The organism is Rhizobium sp. L1K21 (assembly GCF_024055895.1).
In the GTDB taxonomy this organism is placed as follows: Bacteria; Pseudomonadota; Alphaproteobacteria; order Rhizobiales; family Rhizobiaceae; genus Ensifer_A.
The window spans coordinates 1,423,192-1,438,315 of record NZ_JAMXLE010000001.1; the positions used below are offsets into that span (position 1 = coordinate 1,423,192).

Consider the following 15,124-nt stretch of genomic DNA (forward strand, 5'->3'; position numbering starts at 1 on the left):
GCGTGGCAGGGCGGCGAAGCTCCACTGCCTCGAAACCAAGAATTGAGGAGTGGAGACGCCCATGTCGAATGCTTACGACGTCATTATCATTGGTTCGGGTCCCGGCGGTTATGTTGCCGCGATCCGGTCGGCGCAGCTTGGCATGAAGACGGCGATTGTCGAGCGCGAGCATCTGGGCGGTATCTGCCTCAACTGGGGCTGCATCCCGACAAAGGCGCTGCTGCGTTCTGCCGAAATGATGGATTATGCAAGCCACGCCAAGGATTACGGCCTGACGCTGGACGGCAAGATGACGGCGGATGTGAAGGCTGTTGTGGCCCGCTCACGTGGCGTTTCGGCCCGTCTCAACGGCGGTGTCGGCTTCCTCATGAAAAAGAACAAGATCGATGTAATCTGGGGCGAGGCCAAGCTCACCAAGGCCAATGAGATTGTCGTTGGTAAATCCTCCAAGCCTGTCGTGGAACCGCAAAACCCGGTTCCGAAAGGCGTGAAGGGCGAGGGGACCTATACCGCCAAGCACATCATTGTTGCCACAGGTGCGCGTCCGCGCGCGCTTCCGGGCATTGAGCCGGACGGCAAGCTGATCTGGACCTATTTTGAAGCGATGAAGCCGGACTTCATGCCGAAGTCTATTGTCGTGATGGGCTCTGGTGCCATCGGGATCGAATTTGCATCCTTCTACCGTTCCATGGGTGTGGATGTGACTGTCGTGGAAGTCATGAGCCAGGTCATGCCCGTCGAAGATGCGGAAATTTCTGCCATTGCCCGCAAGGCGCTGGAAAAGCGCGGCATGAAGATCCTCACCGAGGCCAAGGTTGCCAAGGTGGAGAAGGGCTCGAACTCGATCACCGCGCATGTGGAAACCAAGGACGGCAAAGTTCAGCAGATCACCGCTGATCGGTTGATTTCCGCTGTCGGCGTTCAGGGCAATATTGAAAATCTCGGCCTTGAAGCGCTGGGCGTGAAGACTGATCGCGGCTGCATCGTGGTTGATGGTTATGGCAAAACCAATGTGCCGGGCCTATATGCGATTGGCGACGTTGCCGGACCGCCGATGCTGGCGCACAAGGCAGAGCATGAAGGTGTTGTCTGCGTCGAGAAAATTGCCGGCGTTCCGGGCGTTCATGCGACGGACAAGGGCAAGGTTCCAGGCTGCACCTATTGTCACCCGCAGGTGGCATCGGTCGGCTTGACGGAAGCCAAGGCGAAGGAGCAGGGCCGCGACATTCGGGTCGGCCGCTTCCAGTTCAATGCAAACGGCAAGGCGATTGCGCTTGGTGAAGACAATGGTCTGGTGAAGACCATTTTCGACAAGAAAACCGGCGAGCTTTTAGGCGCACATATGGTGGGCGCGGAAGTGACCGAACTCATTCAGGGCTTTGTGGTTGCCATGAACCTGGAGACGACGGAAGAAGAGCTGATGCACACGATCTTCCCGCATCCGACGCTTTCTGAAATGATGAAGGAAAGCGTTCTCGATGCCTATGGGAAAGTGCTGAACGCTTGATCTTCGCGCCAATGGGCTTAGATGAAGTTATTGTCGTTTAACGGAGGATTGACATGAGTGGTGCAGGAATTGGCTGGCTGATGACCATTATCATCGGCGGCGTTGCCGGGTGGCTTGCGGGCAAGCTCATGAACATGAGCTACGGCATCATCTTGAATATCATCATCGGTATCGTGGGTGCAGCGATTGCGGGGGCTATTCTTCCGCGTTTCGGCCTTTTTATCGGGGGCGGTATTGTTGGTTATCTCCTGAACGGTTTTATCGGCGCGGTGATCCTGCTGTTCGTCGTGAAGCTGGTGAAAAAGTAGAGCAGTCGTAATGGTCACAATCCTCGACAACGTGAAAGAACCGGTAAAGCGTGTTCGCCATCCTGAGAAGGCACACCGGCCGGATACGGAAGTGGCGAAGAAGCCTGACTGGATCCGCGTGAAAGCACCGGTGACCAAGGGCTATCACGAAACGCGCGATATCGTGAAAAGCCACAATCTGGTGACCGTTTGCGAGGAGGCGGGCTGCCCCAATATCGGCGAGTGCTGGGACAAGAAGCATGCAACCTTCATGATCATGGGCGAGATTTGCACGCGGGCCTGCGCCTTCTGCAACGTCGCCACCGGACGGCCGCATGCGCTTGATCTGGACGAGCCTGCCAACGTCGCCAAGGCTGTCGCCAAGATGGGGCTGAACCATGTGGTGATCACCTCCGTGGACCGCGATGACCTCGAGGATGGCGGGGCAGAGCATTTCGAAAAAGTGATCTGGGCCATTCGCGAAGCGTCGCCGGACACCACGATTGAAATCCTGACACCTGATTTCCTGCGTAAGCCGGGTGCACTGGAGCGCGTCGTGGCTGCCAAGCCGGACGTTTTCAACCACAATCTGGAAACTGTGCCGTCGAACTATCTCACCGTGCGTCCGGGTGCGCGTTACTTCCACTCGATCCGCCTTCTGCAACGCGTGAAAGAGCTGGACCCGACAATGTTCACCAAGTCCGGCATCATGGTTGGGCTCGGCGAGGAGCGCAACGAAGTGCTGCAGCTGATGGATGACTTGCGCACGGCGGATGTGGACTTCATCACCATCGGCCAATATCTGCAGCCGACACGCAAGCACCACAAGGTGGAGAAGTTCGTTACACCTGAAGAGTTCAAGTCATATGAACAGACGGCCTATTCAAAGGGCTTCCTGATGGTGTCATCCTCGCCGCTGACGCGTTCGTCACACCATGCCGGAGACGATTTCGCCCGGATGAAGGCTGCGCGCGAAAAGAAGCTGCAGGCTGCCGAATAGGCTGTTGCGGAACGGGTTTTCCATGTCTAAGTTGCCCGCGTTTTGGCGAGGCGGCAATGAACCTTGTTTCTATTTCTGAGGCAGCGGAGATTCTGCAGTCTGCGAAACGTGTCATGGTTATGGGCTGCTCGGGGAGCGGCAAGAGCACGCTTTCTCTGGAACTGGCGCAACGTCTCGACCTGCATTACATTTCTATGGACAGGGATATTCTCTGGCTTCCGGGCTGGCAGTTGCGTGATCGGGCCGAACAGTTGGACCTGATGGTCAAGGCAGTGGCAGGCGAACGCTGGGTGTTCGATGGTTCGGGTCCGCGGAGCATGGAGATCAGGCTGGCGCGCGCCGAGTTTGCGATCTGGATGCGACCGCCGAGGCTTTCTTCAATCAAGGGCGTCTTGCTTCGTTGGCTGCGATATATGGGCCGTGTGCGCCCGGCCATGGCACCGGGATGTCCGGAGAAGATGGACCTGGAATTTCTGGCCTATATATGGAATTTCGAGCGCGATCATGCGCCTAGTATCGAGGAACAGTTTGCACTCAACGGGCAGGATGTGCCCGTTTTGATGTTGAAATCGCATCAGGAAACGGCTGCACTCCTTGCGCTTCTGCACAAGGCTACATAAGTCTCAGTTATGCCTCAGTTTCAGACCCGCAAAACAGTTTCCTTCACGCCCGAGCAGATGTTTGCGCTCGTGGCTGACGTTGAGAAATATCCCGAATTCCTGCCGCTTTGCGATGCCCTGACGGTCAAGAGCCGTAAGGAGCGGGATGGAAAGGAATTGCTCGTGGCGGATATGACGGTCGGCTACAAGGCCATCCGCGAGACATTTTCAACGCAGGTTTTGCTCAAGCGCGAAGAGCTTGCGATCGATGTTCAATATATTGATGGCCCGTTCCGATATCTCGAAAACCGCTGGCGCTTTCTTCCGTCGGGTGAAAACGGTTGCGACGTCGATTTCTTTATCGATTACGAATTCAAGAGCCGTGTGCTCGGGGCGCTAATGGGCGCGATGTTCGAGCGCGCGTTCAGGATGTTCACCGAAGCATTCGAGAGACGCGCTGAAAAAGTCTACGGCTGACAGCCTCGATTAGGCCGCTGTTCGCGCCACGGTCAGTGTTCTGCTGGCGCTGTCGCGAGCTTCAGAAGCATTTCGAGTGCGTTCTTGACTGATTCCATGCGCACGGCTGACCGTCCAATGTCGCCGAGCTGAAGTTCGCGGTGCAGGGTGTGTCCATCATAACGCTTGGCCACAATGTGGACGAGGCCGACGGGTTTGTCGGCTGTGCCTCCGCCGGGGCCTGCTATGCCGGTGATGCCGACAGCGAGACCGGCTTCTGAGCGAACCAGCGCACAATGGGCCATTTCCATCGCTGTTTCTTCCGAGACTGCGCCATGTTGTTTCAATGTAATGGGAAAAATACCCAGGAGTTCGATCTTGGCGTCGTTGGAATAGGTCACGAAACCGCGTTCGAAGACGTCCGATGAGCCGGGCAATTCCGTGAGTGCAGCAGCCAGCAGGCCACCGGTGCATGATTCCGCGGTCGCAATCATGATGTTGCGCTTGCGGCAGATGTCGAGAAGTTGTCTCGCCAGTTCCATGACTTCGCCACTGTTACTCATGGCCATGGGCTCCATAAATGACGGTTGCCGTTGCGATGGCGGCTATGCCTTCCTCGCGACCGGCAAAGCCGATTTTTTCGTTTGTCGTCGCCTTAACCGAACATCTTTCGAGATCGATTTCCAGCATTTCCGCTAGGTTTTTGCGCATTTCATCGCGCCGCGGACCAATTTTGGGCCGCTCGGCGATAATGGAAATGTCGGCATTGGTGATGCGGCCTCCGCGTTCGCGCACGATATTGGCCGCGTGGCGCAGGAAAACGTGCGAGGCACAACCTTTCCATTGCGGATCGGAGGGCGGGAAATGGTCGCCGATATCGCCCGCCCCGCAGGTGGCGAGAAGCGCGTCCGTCAAAGCGTGCAGGGCAACGTCAGCGTCGGAATGGCCCGAAAGACGCTTTTCGTGTTCGATGAAGACACCGCACAGCGTGACGCCATCACCATCGACCAGCTGATGAACATCATAGCCATTGCCGCAGCGTACATCGGGAACCATTCGCTTCGACATCCTTTCGTTGGCAATTTCCAGGTCACGCCTGAGTGTGATCTTGATATTATCCGCCGTACCTTCCGCGAGCCTTACCGGAATGCCGGCCCATTCGAGGATGGATGCATCGTCCGTGAAGCCGGTATCCGCGGCCTTTGACGCCTGTTCATGGGCATTGAGGATGGTAGCGAAATGAAACGCCTGAGGGGTCTGAGCCGCAAACAGTGCCTGGCGATCGATGGTTTCGGTGATGATAGAGGCATCTGCCCGTTTGAGCGTGTCGGCAACGGCGATGGCGGGAATAGCACCTGGGCTACCCTCCACAATGGGCTGGGCAACGCGGTCGAGCAATGCATGGTCGATGAAGGGGCGCACGGCGTCGTGGATCATGACATTGTCGATCCCACTTGTTTCAAGCGCCTTCAGCCCCTTGAGCACTGATTCCTGGCGGGTCTTGCCGCCAAAGACCGTCTTGAAGCGCGGGTCGGCGTTCAGGCCGGCGAGGGCCTTGTCGCAAAGTTCGGTATCATCGGGATGGATAACGACAACGACAGGGGCGCAATGCGGCCATGTGAGAATTTGCTCCAGGCTGAGGCGGATGACTGGTTTGCCGGCAATCTTTCGATATTGCTTGGGGCCTTCTTGGCTCGCTCCCATGCGCTCTCCGCGACCGGCTGCGACGACGACAAAGGCAAATTTGCTCTGATGATCAGCCATGTATTTCCATTTCAGGTCACACGTGTGAAAAGGTGGAAAATGATCCTACTGATTGCGCTCTAAACAGTTTCTGGTGACTTTTCCAGCACATGCCGAATATTTGCCAAGCCATTGATAAAACACTTGGCAAAGACCACGGTAATGTCTAAAAAAGGGGCAAGTTCAGAAGCTGATCGAAAGTTAGTCATTTGGCGCAGGTAGCGTTGTCGGCCCCTTTAATGGTCGGAAATGTCCGGATTCGCAACCGGGTTCTTCTGGCACCGCTTTCCGGTGTGAGCGATTTGCCGTTTCGGGAGATCGCCTGGCAATATGGTGCGGGCGTTACCGTGACCGAGATGATCGCAAGTCGCGAACTGGTCAACGATATGCGGGAATCGCGCATCCGTATGCGCCGCAGCTCAACCTCGCCGCATGTTGTGCAGCTTGCCGGGCGCGATGCGCATTGGCTGGCGGAAGCCGCCAGAGTTGCCGAAGGCGAGGGCGCTGACATTATCGATATCAATATGGGCTGCCCGGCCAAAAAGGTCACGGGCGGCTATTGCGGCTCTGCATTGATGCGCGACAGCGCGCTTGCGTTGTCGCTTGTGGAAGCCGTTGTTGCCGCCGTAAAGGTGCCGGTAACGGTGAAGATGCGTCTTGGCTGGGACGAGTATAGTTTGAACGCGCCTGAAATTGCTCATGGCGCGGAACTGGCCGGGGCTCAGATGATTACGGTGCATGGGCGCACACGTATGCAGTTTTACGAGGGACAGGCCGATTGGGACGCGATCGCTGCGGTGCGTGATGTCATCAAAGTTCCGCTGGTGGCCAATGGTGATGTAGCAAGTACCGGCGATGCTCATGAAATCATGCGCCGCTCCGGTGCTGATGCCGTGATGATCGGGCGGGCAGCCCAGGGGCAGCCCTGGTTGCCGGGTCTCGTCGCGGGCATGTGCAAACGTCCCAAGCATTCGGAAATTGCTGACATTTTCGAGCATCAGTATCGCGGCATGCTTACACTTTACGGGGCGGAGATGGCCGTGCGGCATGCGCGTAAACATGTCGGTTGGTACCTGGACCGTCACGCCGTTGCCTTACCTAAAGAGGACCGGCAGGCGATCATGACAAGTCGGGACGCCGAGACGGTTATCCGGTTGGTGCGCGCGGCGATTTTGAGCAGTGGTCCGGCAGACGATTTAGCCGGCATAAGGGAATATGAAGCGGCATGAGTTTCGAGTCCAGAAGCAGAAGCGGCGATGACAGGCTGGAAGCGCTGGCGCTTTCGGTTCTCAACGCCATCCAGAACCCGGTCATCATGGTCGATGGCGATGGCTATATTACCTTTGCGAATTGGGAGGCGGAGAACTTCTTTGGGGCGAGTTCCGCGCATCTGTCGCGGTTCGTCGTGGAGGCCGTCATTCCCTTTGGCAGTCCGTTGCTTGCCCTGATTGACCAGGTGCGGGAACGCCGCGCGCCGGTCAACGAATATCGGGTGGATTTGAGTTCGCCGCGTCTGGGTGCCGAAAAGCTGGTGGACATTTATGTTGCGCCAGTCAGCCAGGAACCGGGTTCGGTGGTGGTTGTTTTCCAGGAACGCTCAATGGCCGACAAGATCGACCGGCAGCTGACGCACCGGGCGGCGGCCCGCTCGGTCAGCGGTCTGGCGGCGATGCTGGCGCATGAAATCAAGAACCCGCTTTCGGGTATTCGTGGTGCCGCGCAGCTTCTGGAAAGCTCGGTGGAAGAGGATGATCGTGCTCTGACCCGGCTGATCTGCGACGAGACAGATCGCATCGTGTCTCTGGTTGATCGCATGGAAGTGTTTTCCGATGAGCGCCCGGTGGACCGCGTGCCGATCAATATTCACACGGTGTTTGACCGGGTCAAAGCGATTGCTGCCGCCGGCTTTGCCCGCAATATCAAGATCGTCGAGAATTACGACCCCTCGCTGCCTCCCGTCTATGCCAATCGTGACCAGCTTGTGCAGGTGTTTCTCAACCTTGTGAAGAATGCTGCAGAAGCAGTCGGCAACCGGCCGGACGGTGAGATCATCCTTTCAACGGCCTATCGTCCAGGCATCCGGCTTTCTGTCGCCGGCTCGCGGGAAAAGGTGTCCTTGCCGCTCGAATTTTGTGTGCATGACAATGGGCCTGGTGTGCCGCAGGACCTTCTGCCGCATCTCTTCGATCCGTTTATCACAACGAAGACCAACGGTTCCGGCCTCGGGTTGGCGCTGGTGGCCAAGATTATCGGGGCGCATGGCGGCATCGTGGAGTGCGACAGCCAGGCAAACCGAACGACTTTCCGCGTGCTGATGCCGGTTTCGACCGCCGCTTCAGCGGATGATTCAGATTTCACGACTTCAGGGAATACGCAATGACGGGCGCAACAGTTCTTGTCGCTGACGACGATGCTGCCATTCGAACGGTGTTGAACCAGGCTTTGAGCCGCGCTGGATATGATGTGCGCATCACGTCCAATGCAGCCACGCTCTGGCGCTGGGTTTCAGCCGGCGAAGGCGATATTGTGATCACCGATGTGGTAATGCCGGACGAAAACGCTTTCGATCTGCTGCCGCGGATCAAAAAGGCGCGACCGGAACTCCCGGTGCTGGTGATGAGCGCACAAAATACGTTCATGACGGCAATCAAGGCCTCTGAAAAAGGGGCATACGATTATTTGCCGAAACCGTTCGACCTGACCGAGATGATCGCGATTATCGGGCGCGCGCTTGCCGAGCCCAAGAAGCGGGCCGAGAGTCTGGAAGACGACCAGCAGGACGGCATGCCGCTGGTGGGCCGTTCAGTGGCCATGCAGGAAATCTATCGGGTTCTGGCCCGTCTGATGCAGACCGACCTGACTCTGATGATCACCGGCGAATCGGGAACCGGCAAGGAGCTGGTGGCACGCGCGCTGCATGATTACGGCAAACGCCGCAATGGTCCCTTCGTAGCGATCAATATGGCGGCTATTCCGCGCGATCTGATCGAGTCGGAGCTTTTCGGTCATGAGAAGGGTGCTTTCACCGGTGCGCAGAACCGTTCCAAGGGGCGTTTCGAGCAGGCCGAGGGGGGAACGCTGTTTCTCGACGAAATCGGCGATATGCCGATGGATGCCCAGACCCGGCTCCTGCGCGTGTTGCAGCAGGGCGAATATACCACTGTTGGGGGGCGCACGCCGATCCGCACGGATGTGCGCATTGTGGCTGCGACCAACAAGGACCTGAAGCAATTGATCAATCAGGGTCTTTTCCGCGAAGATCTTTATTATCGGCTGAATGTCGTTCCTCTGCGCCTGCCGCCGCTCAGAGACCGTGCCGAAGACATTCCTGACTTGGTGCGGCATTTCGTGCAGCAATCGGAAAAGGAGGGGCTCGATACCAAGCGTTTCGACGGCGACGCGCTTGAGATGATGAAGCAATATCCCTGGCCCGGAAACGTGCGCGAACTGGAAAACCTCATCCGCCGCCTGACGGCACTTTATCCGCAGGATGTGATTACCCGCGAGATTATTGAAGCGGAATTGCGAAACGATGTTCCGGACAGCCCGCTTGAGCAGGGTATCGGGCGCAGCGGTTCGGTGACGATCGGTCAGGCGGTCGAAGAGAATATGCGCACTTATTTTTCCGGTTTCGGCGACGACCTGCCACCGCCCGGGCTCTACGATCGCGTGTTGCACGAGATGGAGTATCCATTGATACTGGCCGTGCTGACTGCCACCAGAGGCAGCCAGATCAAGGCAGCCGAAATTCTTGGTCTGAACCGCAACACGCTACGCAAGAAAATCCGTGAACTGGGCGTAACCGTTTACCGCAGTGCGCGAAACACTTGACTTGCGATGATGTCGCGTTGCAATTTCGCCACAATACGTTGCTTGAAAGCAACTGTGGCGGCGGGAGCGAATCCTTGCCCCATGAGCTTTTGAGGCGGAAAGCGGAATAAACCTGCTGCGGCAAGCGTTTATTCGTTTGTTGGTGGAGCGGGTTGCGCATGCTGGGGCAGATGACGACGCAGGACGAGGATGAACTCGGCGGACCGAAGGACCGCAGGGCCATTTTCGCATTGTCCGGTCTGGTGCTCGCTGGCGGGGCATTGACGAGTGCCATCGTCACGCTCTTCGTCCTTCTGGGCTTTACGCCTATTGAGCCGCAAACGAATGTGGTGATCGCGTCTGCGGTCATCAACGGTCTCTTTGTTGTCGGCCTTGTCTATCTGATCGGCCGGGAGGTTGTTCGGCTCTTGAAGGCGCGAAAGCGCGGTCGCGCGGCAGCTCGGCTTCATGTGCGCATCGTTTCGCTCTTTTCCATTGTGGCGCTGACACCGGCTTTGCTGGTTGCCATCTTTGCAGCCATTACGTTGGATGCCGGGCTTGATCGCTGGTTCTCGCTGCGCACGCAATCCATCGTTTCCTCGTCGATCAACGTCGCGCAGGCCTATGTGCTTGAGAACGCCAGCTATCTGCAGGGGCAGACCGCGTCGATGGCGGCGGATCTGGAGCGTGCGCGCTCACTTTATGTGCTGGACCGCGGCGGCTTCACGCAATTGTTGACGCGCGAAGCGCAGGGGCGTGGCATGCTCGGCGCATTTCTGGTGCGCAATGACGGCTCTGTGATCGTGGAGGCTGCCACGGAATCCGACCGTCGTCTGCCGGCCATTCCGAAAGATGCTCTTGAAAGCTCGATTGCCGGCAAGCCGACGCTCATCCCGCCGGGCGTGACCAACCTTGTCGGTGCCGTGATGAAGCTGGAGCAGCTCAATGGTGCCCACCTTTACACGATCCGCGCGGTTGATCCCAAAGTGATGGATGCGCTGCATCTGATGGAAGACAACACCGCCGAATACAAGGCCATGGAGGCGGGGCGCACAACGCTGCAGATTGCCTTTGCCATTCTTTATCTTGGCTTTGCGCTGATTGCGCTGCTGGCTGCCATCTGGGCTGCCATTGCGATTGCCGACCGTATCGTGCGGCCAATCCGGCTTTTGATTGCCGCCGCAGACAGTGTTGCCGGCGGCAATATGAATGTGATGGTGCCGGTGCGGGCTGCGGACGGTGACGTCGGCAACCTTTCGCGCACCTTCAACAAGATGATTTCGGAAATCCGCACGCAGCGTGACGAAATACTGGAAGCAAAGGACGAGGTGGACGACCGCCGCCGCTTCATTGAGGCCGTGCTTTCAGGTGTGACGCCGGCGGTGATTGGGGTTGACGAAAACGGCAAGGTGAATGTCGTCAATTCCGGCGCTTACATTTATCTGCGCAGCGGCAAGGGCGCGGTTGTCGGCGGCGCGCTGGATGATATGGCACCAGCAGTCGCTGAGGTCTTCAATGAAGCCGTGCGCCGCGGGCGCAAGGCTTATCGTCAGCAGATCAACCTGATGATTGGCGGTCGCGAACGCTCTTTGAACGTGCAGGTGACGCGCGAAGAATCGCGTGAAGACAAGAGTTCGTGGGTGATCACGATCGACGACATTACCGACCTCGTGATCGCGCAGCGGTCCACAGCCTGGGCGGATGTGGCGCGGCGTATTGCGCATGAGATCAAGAACCCGCTGACCCCCATCCAATTGTCTGCCGAACGCATCAAGCGGCGCTATGGACGGCAAATCGATGAGAGTGACCGCGATGTCTTCGACCAGTGTACCGACACCATCATTCGACAGGTGGGCGATATTGGGCGCATGGTCGATGAGTTTTCATCCTTTGCGCGAATGCCCAAGCCCGCGATGGGCATGTGTGACTTGCGTGGCGTCTTGAAAGATGCCGTTTTCCTGCGGGAAATGGGAACATCGCATGTCAGTTTTGAAAAGGACCTCGGCGACGTGCCGCTGGAGGGCTATTTCGATGCCCGCATGCTGGGTCAGGCTTTCAGCAATCTGGTGAAGAATGCGGTGGAAGCCATTGAGGCTGTACCAAGCGAAGACGCGCCTGAAACACCGCGCGTGCTCGTGCGGGCCTACGAAGATACCGCGCATGGACGCCTGACTGTCGATGTGATCGACAATGGCAAGGGGCTGCCGGTTGAAAACCGACACATGATCCTCGAGCCCTACATGACCATGCGCGAAAAGGGGACTGGTCTGGGTCTCGCTATTGTTAAAAAGATTGTTGAAGAACACGGCGGCAGCCTTGAGCTGCACGACGCGCCACCGGAATTTGATCACGGTCGCGGCGCGATGATCCGCGTTCACCTGCCGCGGCGGGATAGTGCCGCCGCTCAACAATCGGAAAAAAGGGAAGCAATAAATGGCGTCTGATATTTTGGTTGTTGATGACGAAGAAGATATCCGCGAGGCGGTCTCGGGTATTCTATCCGACGAAGGTCACGAGACCCGTGTCGCATACGATTCCGACAGTGCGCTGGCGGCAATCAGCGACCGCGTGCCGCGGCTGGTCTTCCTCGATATCTGGATGCAGGGCAGTAAACTCGACGGTCTGGCGCTGCTGGACGAAATCAAGAGCAGGCATCCCGAGCTGCCGGTGGTGATGATTTCCGGACACGGCAATATCGAAACTGCGGTGTCGGCAATCCGCCGGGGTGCATATGATTTCATCGAAAAGCCGTTCAAGGCCGACAGGCTGATTCTGATCGCTGAAAGAGCGCTGGAGAATTCGCAGCTCAGGAAAGAGGTCAGCGAATTGAAGAAGCGCTCCGGTGAGACCAATGATCTGATCGGGACTTCGGTGGCTGTTTCGCAATTGCGCCAGACGATTGAAAAGGTTGCGCCGACGAATAGCCGGATCATGATTACCGGACCTTCGGGGGCTGGCAAGGAGCAGGTGGCGCGCCTCATTCATCTCAAGTCGCAGCGGGCCAACGGACCCTTTGTCGCGTTGAACGCGGCGACGATTACCCCCGATCGCATGGAAATTGCGCTCTTCGGCACCGAGGGCATGCCGGGCCAGCCGCGCAAGACCGGGGCGCTGGAGGAGGCGCATGGCGGAACGCTCTATCTCGACGAAATCGGCGAAATGCCGCGGGAAACACAAAACAAGATCCTGCGGGTGCTGGTGGACCAGCAGTTCGAGCGGGTCGGTGGTTCCAAACGCGTGAAGGTGGACGTGCGAATTGTATCTTCCACCGCACTTGATCTGGAAGCGCGGGTGAATGACGGAGCTTTCCGCGAAGACCTGTTTCACCGCCTGGCCGTCGTGCCGATCCGCGTGCCTTCGCTGGCCGAGCGGCGTGAAGACATTGCCTTTCTGGTCGATACATTCATGCGCCAGCTGAGTGAGCAGGCTGGGGTTAAGCCGCTTCGCGTGACTGACGATGCGCTGGCGGTGCTGCAAGCCCATGACTGGCCGGGAAATTTGCGGCAACTTCGCAATGTGATTGAACGGCTGATTATTCTGAACAAACCGGAAGAGAACATCACCGATGTGACCGCTGACCGACTTCCGCCGGATGTTGTGGATTGCATGCCGAAAGTGGCGGCTCAGGCGGATCATCTGATCATGTCGCTGCCGTTGCGGGAGGCGCGGGAACGTTTTGAACGCGACTATCTGGTCGCCCAGATCAATCGTTTTGGCGGCAATATTTCGCGCACGGCCGAATTCGTCGGCATGGAACGTTCAGCACTGCATCGCAAATTGAAATCGCTCGGTGTATAAGCACGGCCTGTCGGGCGAAGGCGAATCTCCGTTGACGGTGGGTGGCCGCCTGTGAGAGAGCTTTTGCACGTGTTTGCCTGTTCCAGAACGAGAGTGGTGGCATGAAGGTTATTATTTGCGGCGCCGGTCAGGTCGGATACGGCATTGCCGAAGTTCTCTCCATGGAAGGCAATGATGTTTCGGTGATCGACACATCGGCTTCCCTGATATCGGCGATTACGCAGACGCTGGACGTGCGCGGCTATGTTGGCCACGGCGCGCATCCCGATGTTCTGAGCAAGGCAGGCGCCGACGATGCGGAAATGATTATCGCCGTGACACTTTACGACGAAATCAACATGGTGGCGTGCCAGGTCGCGCATTCGCTTTTCAACGTTCCCACAAAGATTGCGCGTATTCGCTCGCAGAGTTACCTGCAGCCGCATTATTCGGACCTGTTTTCGCGCGACCACATTCCGATTGATGTGACCATTTCGCCGGAAGTCGAAGTCGGCAGAACCGTGCTGCAGCGGATATCGTTTCCAGGTGCCAACGACATCGTGCGTTTTGCCGATGGTGCGGTGGCCATGCTGGCCATCGAATGCATGGAAGACTGCCCGGTGATTGCAACACCGCTCAGACAGTTGAGCCAGTTGTTTCCCGACCTGCAAGCAACGGTGACGGGCATTTACCGGAACGGACGTCTCCATATCAGCCAATCGGGCGACCAGCTTGAGGTGGGCGACATTGCCTATGTCGTCTGCGGCAAGGAACACATCCGCCGCACGCTTGGTCTGTTTGGGCATGAGGAGCGCGAGGCCCACCGGATCGTCATCGCCGGCGGTGGCAATATCGGCTATTACGTTGCAAACGCGATCGAAAACAGTGCGGTGAAGACTAAGGTCAAGATCATTGAGGCTGATCGTGACCGGGCGACACGGATATCCGATCTGTTGGGCAGCACGATCGTCCTGAACGGTTCGGCGCTCGACCACGGTATCCTGAACCAGGCCGATATAGAAAACGCCGACCTGATGATTTCCCTGACGAACAATGATCAGACGAATATTCTCGGTGCTGCCATGGCCAAGAACCTCGGCTGCGGTTCGAATATGGCCTTGATCAACAACCCGACTTATTACGAGTTCACCAAGGTGATGGGGATCGATGCCCATGTTAATCCCCGGGCGGTGACAATATCGCGCGTTTTGCAGCATGTGCGCAAAGGGCGTATCCGGTCGGTCTATTCGGTGCAGAAGGGGGCGGCCGAAATGGTCGAGGGTGAGGCGCTTGACACCTCACTGCTGGTTGGCAAGCCGCTGCGGGAGCTTGATCTACCGGTCGGTGTGCGCATTGGCGCCATCTATCGCGATAAACAGGTGATCAAGCCGGATGGCAACTCGATCATCAAGGCGAAGGACCGGGTGGTTCTTTTCGCCGCTGCATCTGCTGTGCGCCACGTCGAACAGCTGTTCCGCGTATCGATACAGTATTTCTGACTTTTCCAGCTCCTCTCGAGGGGACTTTACCGCAGCATTCCTCGCGCCGTTTACATAGAAGGCGATGTTTCGGCGTTGCGGAATGGATTTCTATTTGATACGTCTATTGCTTGGGGCACAAATGAGAGGGTTGCCCTGGAAGCGTATGACGAAGTCCCGGCAAAAAAAAGCCGGCAAATAAGAAAGAAGCGGCGCAATGGCGGAACGTTCTCAGAATTTGCAGGATTTGTTTCTTAATACAGTTCGCAAACAGAAGATTTCCCTGACAATTTTTCTGATCAATGGTGTGAAACTGACCGGTGTCGTGACATCGTTCGATAATTTCTGCGTCTTGTTGCGCCGCGACGGGCATTCGCAGCTGGTTTACAAGCATGCGATTTCGACGATCATGCCTGGGCAGCCGGTTCAGCTTTTCGAAACCGACGACGCATCCTGACTTAGAGGTC

General features: G+C 57.3%; 14 protein-coding genes. 12 read left to right on the forward strand and 2 right to left on the reverse strand.

The features are described from left to right. The first annotated feature begins 61 nt into the window (after nt 1-61). From lpdA to NHF56_RS06820, 5 genes are read left to right on the forward strand one after another with little or no spacing between them, the layout of a single operon-like run. Entirely contained in the window at nt 62-1,507 is a 1,446-nt protein-coding gene (gene lpdA / locus NHF56_RS06800; protein ID WP_252802780.1) for a dihydrolipoyl dehydrogenase, read from the forward strand. Between the two features lie 53 nt (nt 1,508-1,560). After that, on the forward strand, nt 1,561-1,815 hold the full coding sequence (locus NHF56_RS06805) for a GlsB/YeaQ/YmgE family stress response membrane protein (RefSeq protein WP_252802782.1): 255 nt from the start codon (nt 1,561-1,563) through the stop codon (nt 1,813-1,815). Nucleotides 1,816-1,825: 10 nt separating this feature from the next. Continuing rightward, nucleotides 1,826-2,794 (forward strand): lipoyl synthase, encoded by a 969-nt coding sequence (lipA, locus tag NHF56_RS06810; protein WP_252802784.1) that lies wholly within the window; start codon nt 1,826-1,828, stop codon nt 2,792-2,794. A gap of 56 nt (nt 2,795-2,850) precedes the next feature. Further along, entirely contained in the window at nt 2,851-3,414 is a 564-nt protein-coding gene (locus NHF56_RS06815; RefSeq protein ID WP_252802786.1) for an AAA family ATPase, read from the forward strand. A gap of 9 nt (nt 3,415-3,423) precedes the next feature. Beyond that, complete coding sequence (locus NHF56_RS06820; RefSeq protein ID WP_252802788.1) at nt 3,424-3,870, forward strand: type II toxin-antitoxin system RatA family toxin; 447 nt, start codon at nt 3,424-3,426, stop codon at nt 3,868-3,870. 32 nt (nt 3,871-3,902) lie between these two features. Here NHF56_RS06820 and NHF56_RS06825 read toward each other — a convergent pair whose 3' ends face one another. Both NHF56_RS06825 and NHF56_RS06830 read right to left on the reverse strand, forming a co-directional pair. Then, nucleotides 3,903-4,412: a CinA family protein gene (locus NHF56_RS06825; RefSeq protein ID WP_252802790.1), complete on the reverse strand. Its 510-nt coding sequence runs from the start codon at nt 4,410-4,412 to the stop codon at nt 3,903-3,905. After that, nucleotides 4,405-5,613, reverse strand: a complete 1,209-nt coding sequence (locus tag NHF56_RS06830) for a bifunctional 2-C-methyl-D-erythritol 4-phosphate cytidylyltransferase/2-C-methyl-D-erythritol 2,4-cyclodiphosphate synthase (RefSeq protein WP_252802791.1) — start codon at nt 5,611-5,613, stop codon at nt 4,405-4,407. Before NHF56_RS06830 ends, NHF56_RS06825 begins: the two co-directional genes overlap by 8 nt. Nucleotides 5,614-5,831: 218 nt before the next feature. Between NHF56_RS06830 and dusB the strand changes: the two genes are divergently transcribed. The 7 genes from dusB (at nt 5,832) to hfq (ending at nt 15,114) form a co-directional block, all read left to right on the forward strand. After that, entirely contained in the window at nt 5,832-6,821 is a 990-nt protein-coding gene (gene dusB, locus NHF56_RS06835; protein ID WP_252802792.1) for a tRNA dihydrouridine synthase DusB, read from the forward strand. Next, nucleotides 6,818-7,972 (forward strand): nitrogen regulation protein NR(II), encoded by a 1,155-nt coding sequence (locus NHF56_RS06840; RefSeq protein WP_252802793.1) that lies wholly within the window; start codon nt 6,818-6,820, stop codon nt 7,970-7,972. Before dusB ends, NHF56_RS06840 begins: the two co-directional genes overlap by 4 nt. Beyond that, the gene (ntrC, locus tag NHF56_RS06845) at nt 7,969-9,423 is read left to right on the forward strand and encodes a nitrogen regulation protein NR(I) (protein ID WP_252802794.1); all 1,455 of its coding nucleotides are present in this window, start codon (nt 7,969-7,971) and stop codon (nt 9,421-9,423) included. The genes NHF56_RS06840 and ntrC overlap by 4 nt, the downstream gene beginning before the upstream one ends. A gap of 158 nt (nt 9,424-9,581) precedes the next feature. Next, nucleotides 9,582-11,846 carry a PAS domain-containing sensor histidine kinase gene (locus tag NHF56_RS06850; protein WP_252802795.1) on the forward strand — a complete coding sequence of 755 codons (2,265 nt, stop codon included), beginning with the start codon at nt 9,582-9,584 and terminating at the stop codon, nt 11,844-11,846. Next, on the forward strand, nt 11,836-13,200 hold the full coding sequence (locus NHF56_RS06855; protein ID WP_252802796.1) for a sigma-54 dependent transcriptional regulator: 1,365 nt from the start codon (nt 11,836-11,838) through the stop codon (nt 13,198-13,200). Before NHF56_RS06850 ends, NHF56_RS06855 begins: the two co-directional genes overlap by 11 nt. Before the next feature lie 101 nt (nt 13,201-13,301). Continuing rightward, a complete protein-coding gene (gene trkA / locus NHF56_RS06860; RefSeq protein WP_252802797.1) occupies nt 13,302-14,678 on the forward strand; it encodes a Trk system potassium transporter TrkA in 1,377 nt (458 codons plus the stop codon). A 196-nt stretch (nt 14,679-14,874) separates the two neighbouring features. Continuing rightward, nucleotides 14,875-15,114 (forward strand): RNA chaperone Hfq, encoded by a 240-nt coding sequence (hfq, locus tag NHF56_RS06865; protein ID WP_252802798.1) that lies wholly within the window; start codon nt 14,875-14,877, stop codon nt 15,112-15,114. Nucleotides 15,115-15,124: the final 10 nt, after the last annotated feature.